Origin of the sequence: Corallococcus sp. AB032C (assembly GCF_003668935.1) — a bacterium.
Lineage (GTDB): Bacteria > Myxococcota > Myxococcia > Myxococcales > Myxococcaceae > Corallococcus > Corallococcus exiguus.
This window is the reverse complement of sequence record NZ_RAWP01000087.1, coordinates 1-16,656: the sequence shown is the minus strand read 5'-3', so window position 1 is coordinate 16,656 and position 16,656 is coordinate 1. Positions and strand designations below refer to the sequence as shown.

The 16,656-nt window shown below is 70.3% G+C and carries 15 protein-coding genes; 7 read left to right on the top strand and 8 right to left on the bottom strand.

The annotated features are described in order from the left end of the window. Positions 1-3: 3 nt before the first annotated feature. Together D7X99_RS30460 and D7X99_RS30455 are read right to left on the bottom strand one after the other, a co-directional pair. Positions 4-522 (bottom strand): NADH-quinone oxidoreductase subunit C, encoded by a 519-nt coding sequence (locus tag D7X99_RS30460; RefSeq protein ID WP_121780840.1) that lies wholly within the window; start codon positions 520-522, stop codon positions 4-6. 172 nt (positions 523-694) lie between these two features. Continuing rightward, entirely contained in the window at positions 695-1,969 is a 1,275-nt protein-coding gene (locus D7X99_RS30455; protein ID WP_121780839.1) for an adenylate/guanylate cyclase domain-containing protein, read from the bottom strand. 158 nt (positions 1,970-2,127) lie between these two features. Here D7X99_RS30455 and D7X99_RS30450 point away from each other — a divergent pair, with 158 nt between their 5' ends. Together D7X99_RS30450 and D7X99_RS30445 are read left to right on the top strand one after the other, a co-directional pair. Further along, positions 2,128-4,311, top strand: a complete 2,184-nt coding sequence (locus tag D7X99_RS30450) for a sulfatase-like hydrolase/transferase (protein ID WP_121780838.1) — start codon at positions 2,128-2,130, stop codon at positions 4,309-4,311. Continuing rightward, positions 4,301-4,669: a PaaI family thioesterase gene (locus tag D7X99_RS30445; RefSeq protein ID WP_169820855.1), complete on the top strand. Its 369-nt coding sequence runs from the start codon at positions 4,301-4,303 to the stop codon at positions 4,667-4,669. The genes D7X99_RS30450 and D7X99_RS30445 overlap by 11 nt, the downstream gene beginning before the upstream one ends. 84 nt (positions 4,670-4,753) lie before the next feature. Here the strand turns inward: D7X99_RS30445 and D7X99_RS30440 are convergent, their stop codons facing one another. Further along, on the bottom strand, positions 4,754-5,317 hold the full coding sequence (locus D7X99_RS30440; protein WP_120566535.1) for an NADH-quinone oxidoreductase subunit B: 564 nt from the start codon (positions 5,315-5,317) through the stop codon (positions 4,754-4,756). Between the two features lie 9 nt (positions 5,318-5,326). Continuing rightward, positions 5,327-5,695, bottom strand: a complete 369-nt coding sequence (locus tag D7X99_RS30435) for an NADH-quinone oxidoreductase subunit A (protein ID WP_120594627.1) — start codon at positions 5,693-5,695, stop codon at positions 5,327-5,329. A 259-nt stretch (positions 5,696-5,954) separates the two neighbouring features. On the opposite strand from D7X99_RS30435, the gene D7X99_RS30430 reads away from it, so the two are divergent. Next, entirely contained in the window at positions 5,955-7,505 is a 1,551-nt protein-coding gene (locus D7X99_RS30430) for a methyl-accepting chemotaxis protein (RefSeq protein WP_121780837.1), read from the top strand. Here D7X99_RS30430 and D7X99_RS30425 read toward each other — a convergent pair whose 3' ends face one another. Continuing rightward, complete coding sequence (locus D7X99_RS30425) at positions 7,506-8,336, bottom strand: PHP domain-containing protein (protein ID WP_121780836.1); 831 nt, start codon at positions 8,334-8,336, stop codon at positions 7,506-7,508. A 194-nt stretch (positions 8,337-8,530) separates the two neighbouring features. On the opposite strand from D7X99_RS30425, the gene D7X99_RS30420 reads away from it, so the two are divergent. From D7X99_RS30420 to D7X99_RS30410, 3 genes are all read left to right on the top strand, one after another. Then, on the top strand, positions 8,531-9,757 hold the full coding sequence (locus D7X99_RS30420; RefSeq protein WP_120577343.1) for a deoxyhypusine synthase family protein: 1,227 nt from the start codon (positions 8,531-8,533) through the stop codon (positions 9,755-9,757). 45 nt (positions 9,758-9,802) lie between these two features. Further along, positions 9,803-10,231: an OsmC family protein gene (locus D7X99_RS30415; RefSeq protein WP_120577342.1), complete on the top strand. Its 429-nt coding sequence runs from the start codon at positions 9,803-9,805 to the stop codon at positions 10,229-10,231. Between the two features lie 85 nt (positions 10,232-10,316). Further along, positions 10,317-10,844, top strand: a complete 528-nt coding sequence (locus D7X99_RS30410) for a hypothetical protein (protein WP_120577341.1) — start codon at positions 10,317-10,319, stop codon at positions 10,842-10,844. A gap of 13 nt (positions 10,845-10,857) precedes the next feature. Here D7X99_RS30410 and speA read toward each other — a convergent pair whose 3' ends face one another. Then, positions 10,858-12,864, bottom strand: a complete 2,007-nt coding sequence (gene speA / locus D7X99_RS30405; RefSeq protein WP_120577340.1) for a biosynthetic arginine decarboxylase — start codon at positions 12,862-12,864, stop codon at positions 10,858-10,860. A 237-nt stretch (positions 12,865-13,101) separates the two neighbouring features. Here speA and clpX point away from each other — a divergent pair, with 237 nt between their 5' ends. Then, a complete protein-coding gene (gene clpX, locus D7X99_RS30400; protein ID WP_121780835.1) occupies positions 13,102-14,178 on the top strand; it encodes an ATP-dependent Clp protease ATP-binding subunit ClpX in 1,077 nt (358 codons plus the stop codon). Here the strand turns inward: clpX and D7X99_RS30395 are convergent. Both D7X99_RS30395 and D7X99_RS43965 read right to left on the bottom strand, forming a co-directional pair. Beyond that, positions 14,168-14,932 (bottom strand): CvpA family protein, encoded by a 765-nt coding sequence (locus tag D7X99_RS30395; protein ID WP_121780834.1) that lies wholly within the window; start codon positions 14,930-14,932, stop codon positions 14,168-14,170. The two genes, clpX and D7X99_RS30395, sit on opposite strands and share 11 nt — an antisense overlap. 21 nt (positions 14,933-14,953) lie before the next feature. After that, positions 14,954-16,003, bottom strand: a complete 1,050-nt coding sequence (locus tag D7X99_RS43965) for a DnaJ domain-containing protein (RefSeq protein WP_233613850.1) — start codon at positions 16,001-16,003, stop codon at positions 14,954-14,956. Between the last annotated feature and the right edge of the window lie 653 nt (positions 16,004-16,656).

Here is a 16,656-nt window from a genome sequence, read left to right as displayed (position 1 = left end):
CGATCAGGCGACGCCGCTGGTGCCGGGGCCGCGGAAGATGTCCTTGATGGGGCGCTCGGGGATCAGCGGCTGGCGGTCGCGCAGCGCGTAGTCCTTGCGCAGGGGATGACCCTGGAACTCGTCGTACAGGAGGATGCGGCGCAGGTCCGGGTGGTCCGTGAAGCGGATGCCGTAGAAGTCGAACACCAGCCGCTCCCACCAGTTGGCGCCGCGGTACAGCGGCGTGAGGGAGGGCAGCTCCGGGCGGGTCTCGGTCACGCGCACCTTCAGGCGCACGTGCTCCTTCCGCTTGAGCGAATAGAGGAAGTAGACGACCTCGAAGCGCGGATCACTCTCCGCCAGGTGCAGGCGATCCACGGCGTCCGCGGAGCCGAACAGCTTGAAGTCCAGCTCGGGGTCCATCTTCAGGAAGGTGGCGACCTTCGGAAGCCACTCGGCATGAATGACGGCCCAGGGTCCACCAGCGCGGTCGACATAGCGTTCCGCGACCGCCTCGGGGAACTGGGCGGCGACCCGGTCCAACGCGAAAATGCTCAAGGGGGGCCTCGATCTACGACAGAGGAAACCGCGGCTTTATAAGGACCGTTCGCGTGAGGCGTCAACGTAAACCCTCAACCGTGTAGGCCACTTAGGTGGTCCAGCAGCCCGCGTCGCGATCCACCCCCTGCCTGCCTGGGCACGGGGGCGGAAGGGCTCAGGCGGCCACGTCCGGACCCAGCACCGGGGCACCCTCGGTGGGCTCTGGGATGAAGGTCACCACCGGCTGGCTCTTGCCAGGGACGAGCGCGGTGGGGGCGGGGGACCAGCGAAAGGCGTCACCCGCCTGCTCGCGGGTCGCCTGGGAGACGAGCACCGGCACCGCGAAGCCCTTGGTCAGCCGCTCGATGCGGTTGGCCAGGTTCACCGTGTCGCCGATGGCCGTGTACTCCAGGCGCCGGAACGGCGAGCCAATGTTGCCCAGCACCACCGGCCCTGTGTGCACGCCCACGCCCATGCGCAGGCCGGGTTCTCCCCGGGCGGCGCGCTCGGCGTTGACGGCCTCCAGCTCGCGCACCATGTCCAGCGCGCACCGGGTGGCGCTGCGGGCGTGGTGGGCGTCCGGTAGCGGGGCGCCGAAGTACACCATCAGTGCGTCCCCGATGAACTTGTCGAGCGTGCCACCGTGGCGGAACACCACCTCCACCATGCGGCCGTAGTACTCGTTGAGGATGGTGACCACCTGCTCGGGCGGCAGCCGTTCGCTCATGGCGGTGAAGTCGCGCACGTCCGCGAAGAGGACGGACACCTCGCGCAGCTCCGGGGCGGGGGAGTCCCGGTCCTGGAGGCGTTCAGCGACGGCGGGGGAGAAGTAGCGGCCCAGGCGGGCGCGCTGGAGCTCCTCCTGGGTGACCGCGGCGGACAGGAAGCGGATGCGCTGGAGGAGTCGGGATGCACCCGCGGCCGTCATGGCCAGCATCACCGCGCCGGCCACCTGCGCGCCTCCGCCGATGGAGGCCTGCCGCTGGAGCTCCACCTCCGCGAGGATGGCGATGACCGTGACGAGCAGGGTGACGGGCCGCCTCAGGCTCAGCGCGGACAGCAGCACCAGCGCCGCGAAGATGCCCAGCGTGAAGCCGGCCACGCCGCCCGGTGAGGGCGACACCGGCAGCGCCAGGTGCTGCAGCCAGTACACGGCGGGTACGTCCACGAACGCGACGGACAGTGACGCCCAGCGGGCGATGCGCGCGGAGGCCGTCACCGCCACCGCCACGAGGGTGGTGCACACGAGGTACAGCGCGAAGGGCGCCAGATAGACGTCCCAGTCGTGCAGCTCGCGCACTCGGCCCAGGTACACGGCCATGGAGAAGAGCACGCCCACCGCGCCCAGCCGGACCCACGCCAGGTGCCGTCCATTGGACTGCCGTTCCATGTCGAGCGCGCGCCGGACGGACTCCTGCAGGCTGTCGCTGGGCGTGGCGCTGGATGACATGGGAGTGGCCCCCCCGGACCGAGGGAAGCGGCGGTCAGGAACAGTGAAGGCGCCATCTTGCACCGACAGTGTGTGACATGCACATCAGGTGCTCCCTGAAAGCCCGGAAGAACACAGAGTTGGCATGGAAATGCCCGGACGGGGTAGAGGCTGGAGGCATGTCCGTGCGGACCGTCGCCTCCTTCCTCCGTGCCGCCTCGGGGCGCCTGGCCCTTGGCTCCCTGTTGGGGCTGCTGCTCTTCGCCGCCGAGACCGTCTGGCTGCTCAAGGCGGGCGTGGTGGGCGTGGACATCCCGTTGGATGGCCCCTACGCGGCGCTGGCGGCGGCGGTCCGGCCGTTGCTGCCCGGCGTCATCCTGCGCGTGGTCGCCGTGTACATGGTGGCGGGCGGCCTGCTGGGGCTTGGCGCGGCGGTGCTGACCTCCGCCTGGACGCGGCGGGGTGGGTGGGCGTCGCTGGCGTTGATGGTGCCGCACTGGGTGGGGCTGCTGCTGTTCTGGGCCTGGGACCGGGCGCTCGCGCGGCCCGCCCTCTTCGACGACCTGCCGGCGGTGCGGCCGGTGCTGGCGTGGCTGGTGGATCACGGAGAGCCGTGGCAGGCGCGCTCGGCGGCCGGGGCGTGGGTGGCGGTCCATCTGGCCGTGCTGGCGTGGCGCGGCGCCCGGGGGCTGCGGCGGTTCGCGGCCACTGGTGGTCCGGCGGCCCTCCGGGCGGAGCGCGCCGCGTGGGCGGTGGTGGCGGGCGTCGTCGTGGTGCTGGCGGTGGCGGTGACGGTGCGCCGGGTGGTGCCCTCCGTCCGGCAGCCGCTGGTGGTGCTCATCGGCATCGACGCGTTCCGGCCGGACCGGCTGGGCGCGACGGGGCATGGTGTCGCGCCCCAGGTCGAGCGCTTCCTCCAGGACGCCACGCTCTTCACCCAGGCCTACACTCCGGTGGCGCAGACGGAGCCCGCGTGGCGTTCGCTGCTCACCGCGCGCTGGCCGTACCGCACGGGCGTGCGCTACCCGCTGACGCCCGACGCGCGGCTCGTGCTGGCGCCCACCTTCGCGCAGCGCTTCACGGACGCCGGATGGCGCACGGTGTTCGCCACGGACTGCTCGCGCTTCCACTTCGAAGGGCCGGCCTCCGGCTTCGCCACGCGCTGGCAGCCTCCGCGCGGCGCGATCAACTTCGCGCTGGAGAAGCTGCGCTACCGGGCGCTGGGCCTGTTCGCGGACAACCCGGCCGGCGCCGAGTGGGTGCCCGAGTTCATCGACAACCGCGCGCTGGCCGGCATCCACGACCCCATGGGCTATGCCCGGCGGCTGTCGGACGGGCTCGTGGCGGAAGCAGGGGAGGGGCCGCTGCTCTTCGCCTTCCACGCCACGGCGGCGCACTTCCCGGGCGACCCGGTGTACCCGTTCTATCGCCGCTATGTGTCCTCCTCCGAGCCGCTGGAGCGCCGGCTGCGCATGCACTTCGCGCCGGTGAGCCCGGGAGCGAAGGGGGCGTGGAACCGCGCGGGCGCGGAGGGGCTCTACGACGAGCTGCTCGCGCAGGCGGACGCGCAGGTGGGGACGCTGCTGGACGCGCTGCGGGCCTCCGGGCGCTACGACGACGCGCTCATCGTGCTGATGTCCGACCACGGCGAGAGCTTCCACGCGGACCGGCCGGACCTGGCGGGCGCGACGTCCGTGCACGGCGCCCGGCTGGGCGACGAGGAGAACCGCATCCTGCTCGCGGTGAAGATGCCTGGCGGCCGTGGCGCTGGCCCCGCGCAGGTGGACGCGCTGGCGCGGTTGGTGGACGTGGGCCCCACGCTGCTGGAGCTGTCCGGCCTGTCCGCGCTGCCGGAGTCTGACGGGGCGTCGCTCGGGCCGCTGTTGCGTGGCGAGGCGCGTCCGCTCACGCCGCTGTACGCGGAGACGGGCTACACGCACGTGAGCCCGGAGGTGTTCGACCCGGGCCACTGGCCCGGCGCGCCGCGCACCTTCGACGCGTACCGCCTGCGCCCGGACGGCGTGGTGGAGATGGGCGACGACGCGGGCACGGCGGTGCTGCGTGAGAAGGACACCGGCGCCTTCGACGGACAGCGCTGGGTGGTGGACCGGCCGCAGGCGGATGGCAGCGTGCGCCGCACCTGCATGGGGGACTGTGAAGGGGCGGACGCGCGCGCGCTGGCGGACTGGCTGGACGACGCGACGGAGCGCGCGCCGGAGTCCGCCTCACGTAGAGTCGCCGGCCATGTCGACGACCGAAACGACTCGCGGCCTCCAGGAAACGTACGCCCCCCACAACGCCTGCTTCGGGTGTGGCCCGGCCAACCCCAAGGGGCTGCGCATCCGCAGCCGCGTGGAGGGTGACCTCGTCGTCGCGGACTGGACTCCGGAGGAGCACCACCAGGCGTTCCCGGGCGTGCTCAACGGCGGCATCATCGGCGCGCTGCTGGACTGCCACTGCAACTGGACGGCGGCGTACCACCTGATGAAGGCGCAGGGCGCGGCCACCCCGCCGTGCACCGTCACCGCCGACTACGCCATCGTGCTCAAGCGCCCCACGCCCATGGGCCCCGTGCACCTGTCCGCGAAGCCCGTGTCCATCGAGGGCGACCGCGTCGTCGTGGAGGGCACCCTCACCGGCGAGAACGGCAAGGTGACGGCCACCTGCCGGGGCACCTTCGTCGCCGTGAAGGAAGGCCACCCCGCGTACCACCGCTGGTAGGCCCCCAAAACGCCTCGGGCCCCGTCACCTGCCTCTTCGTGAGAGGCGGCGCGGGGCCCGTGGGGTGGAGCGAGAGCGGTGTGACTACTTGCCGGCGGCGAGCATGCGGGCGTGGTGCGCCGCGGTCTCGTTGGGCTCGCCGGGGTCGCGCAGCCGGTGCACCTGGTTGCCGATCTTGTCCTGCAGCAGCATCAGACCGTCCAGCACCTGCTCCGGACGCGGCGGGCAGCCGGGGATGTAGACGTCCACCGGGATGATGCGGTCGATGCCCTGGAGCACCGCGTAGTTGTCGTAGAAGCCGCCGGAGGACGCGCACACGCCGAAGGACACGACCCACTTGGGCTCGGTCATCTGCTCGTAGACGCGCTTGAGGATGGGGGCCTGCTTCAGGTTGATGGTGCCCACCACCATCAGCAGGTCCGCCTGGCGCGGCGAGAAGCGCGGGAACTCCGCGCCGAAGCGCGAGATGTCGTGGCGGCTGGCGGCCACGGACATGTACTCCATGCCGCAGCACGCGGTGGCGTACGGGTAGGTGAACAGCGAGTACTTGCGGGCCCAGCCCAGGCCCTTGGACACCAGCTTCTGGAAGAAGCCCATGGCTTCGTCCCGGCGGGTGGTCATGATCGGCGCGATGTCGGTGTCAGCCATGGTGGTGTCTCAGCTCTCCCAGTCGAGAGCGCCCTTCTTCCAGACGTAGATAAGGCCCACGACCAGGGTCGACGCGAAAACCAGCATCTCCACGTAGCCGAACCAGCCGAGCGCCTGGAAGTTCACCGCCCAGGGGTACAGGAACACCGCTTCGACGTCGAACACGATGAAGAGCAGCGCGATGACGTAGAACTTCACGGCGAAGCGCTGGCGAGCGGGACCGCTCGACTCGGAGCCTGCTTCGAAGGGGGCCGACTTGGTGCTGCTCGGGCGCTTGGGGCCCAGCCGGGAGGTGATCTGGGGGATGATCATCCCCATGACACCAGCCAGCAGGAGCACCACCGCCATCGGCAGGTACGGGGCGAGGGGTGTTGTCATCGGGCGCGGACCCTAACGACACCGCTGGCGTCGTGTCAAAGGGAAACACCCCCCGCGCCGGGCCCGCCAACCCCTTGAGAAGACGGCCGAAACCGAGCTGCCCGGACGCCTGCTCCCGGACGGGCGGTGGATCAGCGGGCGCCCGTGCCCGCCCTGCCACTCCCAGGCCTGGACCGGGGTCGGTTTGACGCTGTGGGGAGCCCACGCCTAGCGTCAGTGGGCTGTCCTTCTTGCCTTCATCGCCTGGGGAGTCGTCGACATGTGGGGCCGGCTGACCTTGCGGATGCAGGTGGCGATCGCGGTGCTGCTTCCGTGCCTCGCGGTGATGTTCTTCACCGGGGTGTACTTCCCCGCGCGGCAGAAGGCGGCGGGCCTGGAAGTGCTCGCCGGCAGGGCCGTGACGCTGGGGACGCTGGTGGTGCGGCACCCCTCGCTCGCGCTGCCGGAGAGCGCGCCGGACGCCCGCGCGCGGCGCGACGAGGTCTTCAACCAGGTGGAGTCCGGCGGCTTCACGCTGACGTTCCAGGAGCTGACCCGCGCGGACGGCACGGTGGTGGCCGTGCGCGGCCAGGTGCCGGAAGGGCCCCCCGAGCCGAAGGAGCTCAAGCCGGGTGCGTGCACGGTGGCGCGGCTGACGGATTCGGATCAGGTCGTGGTGCGCTGCGAGAGCGATGGCCGCGTGTACCGGGCGGGCTTCGGCACCCACGAGGTGAAGGCGGCGCTGGCGGCGACGGAGGGCTACTCGCTCATGGGCTACCTGGGCGCCGCGGTGCTGGGCCTGGGGCTCGCCGTCATCATCAGCCGTGCCATCGCGGACCCCGTGTCGCGCGTCACGCAGGTGGCGCGTGAGGTGGCCCGGGGCGACGTGTTCCGCGGCGAGCTGGACGTGTCCGCCGCTGGCGAGGTGCGGCAGATGGCCACCTCCTTCAACGAGATGCTGAGCACGCTGCGCTCCACGGTGATGGAGCTCGTCACGCGCACCGAGCAGCTGTCCAGCGCGTCACGCGGGTTGATGGGGGCCTCCGCGGATCAGGAGCACGTCATCAGCCAGCAGGCCGCGTACGCGCAGCAGATCGCCGCCACGTTCGAGGAGCTCTCCCGCACCGCTGAGCAGATCTCCTCGTCCACGGAGGTGGTGGAGTCCAGCGCGCGGCGCACCCATGACGCGGTGGCGGAGGCGATGGCGGTGGTGGCCCAGGTGGTGGGCGGCATCAACGACATCCGCACGGAGTCCAAGGGCGTGGCGGACGCCATCGTGGGGCTGAACAAGGACCTGCAGCAGGTCTCCAAGATTGCCCAGGTCATCAACCAGGTGGCGGAGCGCAGCGACCTGCTGGCGCTCAACGCGGCGCTGGAGGGCACCAAGGCGGGCGACGTGGGCCGGGGCTTCTCGCTGGTGGCCGCGGAGATGCGCAAGCTGGCGGAGAACGTGTCCGTGTCCGCGCGCGACATCGCTCGCATCGTGGAGAAGGTGCAGGACTCCGGTGAGGAGGCCGCATCCAAGGCCCGCGTGGGCATGGCGACGAGCGACCGGGGCGTGGAGGTGGCCGAGCAGGCCTCCGCCGTCTTCCTGCGCATCGTGGAGCTGGCGCGTGGCACCAGCGAAGCGGCGCGGCAGATCACCATCGCCACCCGCCAGCAGCGTCAGTCCAGCGAGCAGGCGGTGCAGGGCGCACGCAACGTGGCGGACCTGGTGAAGCAGGGTGTGGATGCCACCGGCCGCACCACGCGCATCGCCCAGGACCTCCAGGCCGTGGCCGAAGGCCTCACCGCGGTGACGAGCCGCTTCAAGGCCCAGCCCCGGTCCTGATCAGACGGGCCGGGACGAAGGCGCGCGGGCGCGCAGCTTCTGGAACAGCTCCGGGGACATGGCCGCGACGCCCAGGCGGTGGTCGGGCGCCACCGCCTCGCCGTGGAAGTCGCTGCCGAAGGTGGGCACCAGGTCGGACTCCGCCGCGAGCGCCAGGTACTTCTGACGCACCGAGGGGTTGTGGTCCGCGCTGAGGATCTCCAGGCCGGAGAGGCCCGCCTTCGCCAGCGCGTGAATCTCCGAGCGCTCCATCTTGGAGGAGCTGGGGTGGGCCAGCGTCGCGGTGCCGCCCGCGTTGCGGATGAGCCGGATGGCCTCCGCGCCGTCCAGCTTGAAGCGCTCCACCCACGCCGCGCGGCCCGTGCCCAGGAAGCGGTCGAACGCGGCCTTCACGTCGATGCACCAGCCTTGATCCACCAGCACCCGCGCCAGGTGGGGCCGCCCCAGCTGCGCGTCCCCGGCCACCTTGCGCACCTGCTCCATGCGCACCGGGAAGCCCAGCTCCCGCAGGCGGGCCACCATGGCCTCCATGCGATGGGTGCGCTCGTCGCGCAGCCGGTCCGCGAAGCGCGCGAGGTCCGGGTCCTCCGGGCGCAGGAAGTGGCCCAGGATGTGGGCCTCCTTGCCGTAGACGAAGGCGGACAGCTCGATGCCGGGCACCAGCTCGACACCATGCGTCGCGGCGGCCTGCCGGGCTTCATGGAGCCCCGCCACCGTGTCGTGGTCCGTCACGGCCAGGACGGTGACGCCCGCGGCGGCGGCTCTCGCCACCAGCTCCGAGGGCGGGTACTGGCCGTCACTGGCGGTGGTGTGCGAATGCAGGTCAATCACGGCGGTGGAACCCTCCGGAGGGCGGCGAGGCGGGCACTCTTACGCCATGTCCCCATGGGAAGGGGCCGGAAGAGCGGGCCCTGTGTGAATCCGCACGGCGAGGGGTTTGTTCCTGTCCGGTGGCGGCCCCAGGGGAGGGCGGGGCTGGAGCCGGGCCTCCCCTTGGCAGGCCGGCGGTGCTAGATCGCCGCGCCATGGCCAAGACGACCCCGACCCCGAAGAAGTCCACCCTTCGCGCCGCCTACGCGAACGCGCGCAAGGCGGATCCGCGCCCCATCACCGGCAAGGAGAAGCCGGCGGAGCTGCTCGCGCACGCGTTCAGCGCCTACGTGGGCCGCCAGGAGCGCACCGCGTTCGAGCTGATGCAGCAGTCCGTGCAGCAGGACGCGTCCATCTTCCTCACGCTGTCGGGTGCCATGACGCCCGCGGGCCTGCACCAGTCCTGCCTCATCCCGCTGGTGGAGAAGGGCATCATCTCCGCCATCACCACCACGGGCGCCAACCTCTACCACGACGCCCACCGCATCATCGGCCACGGCATCCGCGAGGTGAACCCCAACGCGGGCGACCTCCAGTACCGCCTGGCGCGCATCATCCGCATCTACGACCTGGGCTTCTGGGAGGAGGCGCTGCTCGACACCGACCGCCTCTTCTCCGCCATCCTCCGGCAGCCGCAGTTCCAGCGGAAGATGACCACCCCGGAGTTCCACTACCTCCTGGGCAAGGCCATTTACGGCATCGAGAAGCAGCTGGGCGTGAAGCAGCCGTCGCTGTTGTCCACCTGCTACAAGCACGGCGTGCCCATCTGGGTGGGCGCGGTGCAGGACGGCTCCATCTTCCTCAACGTCGTGAAGCTGAAGCGCCTCTTGGGTGACGAGTTCAAGTTCGAGCTCGACATCAACGACGACGTCTATTCCATGGCCGCCATGCAGCACTACTGCCGCCACAACGGCAGCGGGAAGCTGGCCATCTGGATTTTGGGCGGCGGCGTGCCCAAGAACTACACGCTCCAGGGCGAGCCGCTGCTCGACCAGATTCTCAACGTCCCCACGTCGGGCTTCGACATCGACGTGCAGTTCTGCGTGGACCCGGTGGACAACGGCGCGCTGTCCAGCTGCCCGGCCGGTGAGGGCCACACCTGGGGCAAGGTGTCCGTGGAGGCGGTGGAGACGGGCTCCATGTACGTGCACTGCGACGTGACGGCGGTGTTCCCCTGGCTCACGCACGCACTGTTCAGCGAGCCCAAGAACAAGCGCAAGCCCATGCGCCTGATGGACAAGATGGACGACGCGGTGAAGTTCCTGGACGCGGACGTCAAGAAGCGCAGCAAGTCGCTGATGAAGACGCTGGACTGGAGCGTCGAGGAAGCCGCGCCCTCCTCCAAGAAGGACGCGAAGGCCCACGACAGCTTCGTGCGTTAGAGCGCAGTTCTTCCAACCCAGGCTTCAAGTCCCAAGGAGACGGTGATGAGTCAGCAGCCCGCGACGGGTGTGGTGATGTCCCTGGTGAGTGCTCCCCAGCTGAAGACGCAGGTGACGCACGGCCCGTCTGGCGCGACGTTGCCCACGGAGGCGCCGAAGGACAACGGCGGCACCGGCGGCAGCTTCTCCCCCACGGACCTGGTGGCCACGGCGCTGGCGTCCTGTGTCGTGACGACCATGCACCTGGTGGCCGGCAAGGAGGGCTTCACCCTGGGCGAGGTGCGCGCGACGGTGGAGAAGCGGATGACCCCTCCGCCGCGCAAGATTGGCGAGCTGGTGATCTCCATCCTGATGCCGGCCGGCCTCGTGCCGGAGCAGCGCACCCTGCTGGAGAAGATCGCCCACGAGTGTCCCGTGGCGCGCAGCCTCCACCCGGACGTGAAGGTCACGGCGTCGTTCGGCTACCCGGACTGAAGCAGTCGTGAAGGGGCTCGGTCGGCTGCCCGCCCTCCGAGCCCCGCATGCGGCAGGCGGTCGTCGTGCCCACTCTCCTGGGTACATGAACCTGAAGCGACTGGGCATCTACCTCAACGACCACCTGCTGGGCTCCACCGTGGGGTTGGAGCTCGCGAAGCGGACGGAGCGCGAGAACCGCAGCAACCCGGTGGGCCAGTACCTGGCCACGCTGATTCCGCTGCTGGAGCAGGACCGCGCCACGCTGCTGTCGGTGATGTCCGCGGTGGAGGCGCGCGTGGACCCGCTGAAGGTGGGCGGCGCGTGGCTGACGGAGAAGCTGTCGCGCCTGAAGCTCAACGGCTCCTGGCTGCGCTACTCACCGTTGAGCCGGCTGGTGGAGCTGGAAGGCCTGTGCGTGGGCTCCCACGGACGCGTGTCCATGTGGAGGAGCCTGGCGAAGGTGGCCGCGAAGGAGCCGCGTCTGGCGCGGTTCGACTTCGCCTTCCTCGCCGAGCGGGCCGACGGGCAGCTGGAGACGCTCCAGACGCTGCGCCTTCGCGCGACGGAGACCGCGTTCAGCGACACATCCGTCGAGACCGGCGAACAGGCACCGGTCCCGACGGAGGCTTGAGCCGTCAGGGACTTCAGGTCCCCGAGGGCGTCACGGGCGTGCGCGCCCCGTTCTCGGGGCCGGGCAGCAGGCGCAGCTGGCTGGCGGAGGTGAACGTCGCGTCCACCTCCCGCTCCAGGTACGTGTAGCCGGACAGGCCGTCCTCGTAGACGCGCAGCAGGTTGCGGGACTCGTCCAGGGTGATGCGCCCCTGGCGCAGCGCCAGCTCCGTGAACTTGCGCAGCTTCGCGACGAGGTCGTCCTTGTTGTAGCTCACGTAGTTGAGCACTTCCGTCACGGTGTCCCCGGCGACGACGTGGTCGATGAGGTAGCCGCCGCCCGGAGCCAGCGACACCTGCACCGTGTGCGTGTCTCCGAAGAGGTTGTGCAGGTCGCCCAGGATCTCCTGGTACGCGCCGACCAGGAAGATGCCCAGGTAGTAGTCGTCGCTGTTGAGCGCGTGCAGCTCCAGCGCGTCCTTCACCTCGCGCTTGTCGATGAAGTGCTCGATCTTCCCGTCCGAGTCGCAGGTGATGTCCGCCAGCGTCGCCCGCCGGGTCGGCTTCTCCGCCAGACGGTGGATGGGCATCATCGGGAAGAGCTGATCAATGGCCCACGAGTCCGGCAGCGACTGGAACACGGAGAAGTTGCAGAAGTACGTGTCCGACAGCTGCTTCTCCAGCGCCTCCAGCTCCTCCGGAATCTCCCCGGCCTCGCGCGCCACGCGCAGAATCTTGTGGCAGATGGCCCAGTAGAGGTTCTCCGCCGCCACGCGCTGCTCCAGCGACAGGTGGCCCAGGGAGAACAGCTGGAGGCTCTCCTCCTTGGCGTCCTGCGCGTCGTGGAAGGCCTCGATGACGTTCTTGTTCGTGACCTCGCGGAACGTCGAATAGAGGTTGCGCACCACGGAGGGCGCCTTGTCGTCCACCTTGTCGGGCGTCTGGGACGGGTCGAACTCGCTGGTGCCCAGCACGTCCACCACCAGCACCGCGTGGTGTGCCACGACGGCGCGGCCGGACTCGGAGACGAGCGTGGGGTGCGGCACGCCCGCGCGGTCGCAGGCCTCCATCACGCCGAAGACGACGTCGTTGGCGTACTCCTCCGTCGTGTAGTTCATGGAGGAGGCGAAGTTCGTCTGGGAGCCGTCGTAGTCCACGCCCAGTCCGCCGCCCACGTCCAGGTACTTCAGCGGCGCGCCCTGGCGGGCCACCTCCACGTAGAAGCAGCCCACCTCGCGCAGCGCGTTCTTCACGTTGCGGATGTTGGAGATCTGGCTTCCCAGGTGGAAGTGAAGCAGCTCGAAGGAGGACAGCAGGCCCGCGTCCTTCATGAAGCTGATGCAGTTCATCAGCTCCGACGAGGACAGGCCGAACTTGGACCGGTCACCGCCGGACGCCTCCCACTTGCCGGCGCCGCGCGTGGACAGCTTTACGCGCATGCCCAGCCGGGGGGTGATGCCGGTGCGGCGCGCCACCTCCGCGATGAGGGGCAGCTCGCTGGGCTTCTCCACCACCAGGATGACGTTGCGGCCCAGGCGCGAGTAGAAGAGCGCCGTCTCGATGTACTCCTCGTCCTTGTAGCCGTTGCAGATGACGAGCGCGTCTTCGCTGTCCAGCAGCGCCATCACGGCGAGCAGCTCCGGCTTGCTGCCGGCCTCCAGGCCGTAGGTGTACTCCTTGCCCGCCTCGATGATGGTCTCCACCACGTAGCGGTGCTGGTTCACCTTGATGGGGTACACGCCCCGGTACAGGCCCTTGTAGCCCTGATCCGCGATGGCCTTCTTGAACGCGTTGTTCAGGTGCACCACGCGGTGGCGCAGCACGTCCGTGAAGCGCAGGAGCAGCGGCAGACCGATGCCCCGGCGACGGACCTCGTCCACCAGCTCCTTGAGGTCCATGCTCGGAGCGGCGGGCCCGTCCGGGTGGACGCACACGTGGCCCTTGTCGTTGATGCCGAAGTAGGGCGAGCCCCAGTTGCGGATGCCGTACAGCTCATGAGCATCGGCCAGGGTCCAGCGGTGCTGAGGGGAGGGAGCGGCCATCGTTGTTTCGTGCCTCCGGTGGAGCGCGCGGCGGGGGTGTGGAAACTCCCATGAACACGGGAGGGGGGCCGGACTATCGGAAACGCCCCATCCATTCAATAGCCGCCTGTTCCCAGGGCAAGCAGGCGGGCAGGGGCCCCATTCCGGGCTCTAGCCCCGGTGGGCCGGTCAGCATCCAATTCCTACCCTTCCACCTGGGCAGCGCAGGGAGGTCGAGTGGAGAGAAGGGGAGGGTACATGGAGTCGTCCGCACGCAGGGAAGAGGCAGCGCCACTGACCCCGCGGGAGATCTTCGAGCGGCTGGATAGGTACGTCATCGGCCAGGACGTCGTGAAGCGAGCGGTGGCCATCGCCGCGCACAACCACCTCAAGCGCATCCAGGCGCGGCGGATGCGCCGGCAGTCCCTCATCAAGAAGTCCAACATCCTGCTCATTGGACCCACGGGCAGCGGCAAGACGCACATCGCGCGCAACCTGGCGGAGATCCTCCAGGTCCCGTTCACCACCGTGGACGCCACCGAGTACACGGAGGCGGGCTACTACGGGAAGGACGTGGAGGTGATGGTGTCCGACCTGCTCTTCAAGGCGAACCACTCCGTGGAGGACACCCAGCGGGGCATCATCTTCATCGACGAGGTGGACAAGATTGCCCGCCGCACGCAAGGCGCCCGCAACGGCGCGGGCAGCCGCGACATCGGCGGTGAGGGCGTGCAGCAGTCGCTCCTGAAGCTGCTGGAGGGGCGCGAGGTGCACGTGCCCATGAATGTCACGCAGGCGTGGAACAAAAGTGACTTCGTGCAGGTGGACACGCGCGACATCCTCTTCATCTGCGCGGGCACGTTCAGCGACCTGCACGACTTCGGCGACGAGGGCGGCCGCGCCATGGGCTTTGGCGCGGATGCGCTCGGGGCGAAGCGCAAGGAGAAGCGCATCTCCACCAAGCAGCTGGTGGACTTCGGGATGATGGCGGAGTTCCTGGGCCGCATGCCGGTGATGGTGCAACTGGAGCGGCTGGGCGAGTCCGACCTGTTGCGCGTGCTCACCGAGCCTCCGGATGCCATCACCCGCGAGTTCAAGGAGCTGCTGGCGCTGGATGAGATTGAGCTGGAGTTCCCGGAGAGTGGCCTGCGGGAGGTGGTGCGCTATTCCATGTCGCGCGGGCTGGGAGCTCGCGGCCTGCGCTCCATCCTGGAGCACGTGATGTCGGACATCATGTTCGAGGCGCCGGAGCGCAAGCACCGCCACGTGACGGTGGACGCGGAGTTCGTGAAGGCGCGGCTCGCGGCGCTGGACGACGTGGAGCTCAACGCTTAGCGGGCGTTGGCTTCTCGGAGGCCCGGGCGGCGGCGCCCAGCCGTGCCGCCGCCTGCGGATCCTGGATGAGCTGGAGCACCACGTCGTTGCGCAACAGGGCCCGCGTGTCGCCGCGCTCCAGCGCGTCCTGCAGGTCCCGGTGCGACAGCGCGAGCTGGAAGCGCGGGTCCTTGCGCAGCGCCTTGTAGGCCGGATCCTCCTGGAGCTTCTTCGCCTTGGCGGGGTCGTGCGCGGCCTGGGCCACCTGGACCAGGTCCTCCAGCGGGGCGAACTGGGTCAGCTCGAAGAGGTTGAAGCGGCGGGACATGTCGAACGCGACGGAGTCCTTGGGGGCCACGCCCCAGCGCTGGCCGGCGATGACGACGTGCTGCTCCATGAACGTCAGCGCGCTCAGGCAGACCCAGAACAGGGCCGCCATCTTCCCGCCGCCGAGCACGAAGCCCAGGGTGCGGTCCAGGCCGCGCTCGTCGGAGTCCTTGCCGGAGAGGAAGCGCAGGAGCAGCGCGCCCAGGGCGTAGCGCACGGTGAGCCACGTGACGACGAAGAGGAGCACCGTGCCGAAGAGCGTCCCGATGAGCAGCGGTGAGCCCAGCGCGACGGCGAGCTTGGGGCCGACGAGGGGCGCGAGCTTGCGCGAGACGAAGTAGCCCGCCGCGAGCCCCACGGAGTTGGCCACCTGCCGGGCAGCGCCGGAGAGGGCGCCGAGGATGCCGAAGAACAGCACCATGCCCAGGAGGATGAGGTCGATGACCATGGGGTGGGCTCCTGGGGGCCGCTAGCGGATCTTGAACGAGGAGTCGCCCTTGGACTTGTCCGCGGTCTGCTTCTGGGCTTCCGCGAGGGCTTCCTTGTAGCGGGCGTTGGCGGGCTCGTAGGTGAGCGCCATCTTGAGGTTGCGCTCCGCGGCGGAGGGGTTGCCGGACTCCAGGTCCTTCTGGGCCTGGGTGTAGAACTGACGGCCCTTGGGGTGGGTGCCGATCTGCTCTTCCTGCTCCTTCTTCGCGGCGGCCTTGGTCTCGGACTCGGAGGCGTCGGTGAAGCGCAGTTTCTGCGCGCGGTCCGGGCCGGCGATGTCGGAGAGGTACTTCTTGCGCTTGGTGTCGTCGCGCAGGACGTAATAGGCCTCGGTGACGCGCTTGTAGAGCTCGTTCACCTGGTCCTTGAGGGCCTTGGACTCCAGATGGAAGAAGCGGTCCGGGTGGTAGACGCGGCTCTCTTTGTAGAAGGCCTTCTTGATGTCGCCGGGGACGGCGGTGCGCGCCACGCCGAGCAGCTCGAAGTAGTCCAGCTGGTCGAGCTTCGCGCAGCGTGACTCCAGGTCCGCGAGCTGCTCCGGGCTGAGGGCAGGGCCCCCTGCGGCGGCGGGCGGCGGCGGAGGCGTGCTGGCGGCGGGAGGACGCGGCGGGGCCACGGGCGGCGGCGTCGGCATGGACGCGATGCTCGGCACCGACGGCGGCATGGCGGGGGGCATCGCGGGCGAAGCGCTCGCGGTGGGCGGAACGACCGGTGCGATGCGAGGCGTCGACGCGGGAGCCACGGGAGGCGTCACCGCGCCCACGGCCGGCGTCGTGGTGGTGGGCCGGGCTGTGGCGGGCGCCTGGGGCGGAGTCACTGCGCCCACGGCCGGAATCGCGCTGACAGTGGGGCGAGCACCGACGGGAGTTGCCGGAGCCTGCGGAGCAGTCACCGCGCCCACGGCCGGAATCGCGGTCACGGTCGCGCGAGGCGTGGCGGGAGTCGCCGGAGCCTGAGGCGGGGTCACCGCGCCCACGGCCGGAATCGCGGTCGCGGTGGGCCGGGTCTGCGCGGTCGTCACCGGCGGCACGGACGCGGCGCCAACAGACGGAACCCCCGACACCGTGGGCCGTGCCGTGGCCGGGGCACCCACAGGGGCAATGCCCGGCGGTGTCCCACGAGGAGCGGCCCCCATGGGCGCGAGGCCCGCGGGAGTGGGACGCGGAGGCGCCCCCGTCGTGGGCGCTCCTCCCGAGGGAGAAACGGACGGAACCCCACTGGACGATGCGGGCCGAGCCGTCGCCGGAACCACGGGCGGAACGCCGCCCACGGCAGGCGCCACTGATGGCACCTGTCCCGACGCGGGCCGAGCCGTCGCGGGGGCCACGGGCGGAACGCTGCCCACGGCAGGCGCCACTGAAGGCACCTGTCCCGATGCGGGCCGAGCCGTCGCCGGAGCCATGGGCGGAACGCTGCCCACAGCCGGAGCCACCGAAGGAACCTGACCTGACGCAGGCCGAGCCGCCGCGGGAGCCACGGAAGGAACCTGACCCGACGCGGGCCGAGCCGTCGCCGGAGCCACGGGCGGAACGCCGCCCACAGCCGGAGCCACCGAAGGAACCTGGCCCGACGCGGGCTTCGCGGGAGGCACCGCGGGCACCTGACCCGACGCGGGCCGGACCGCCGCCGGAGCCTGCGGGGGCGCGACGGGGGGCGGCGTGGCGCGGGCGACCGGGGCCGCCG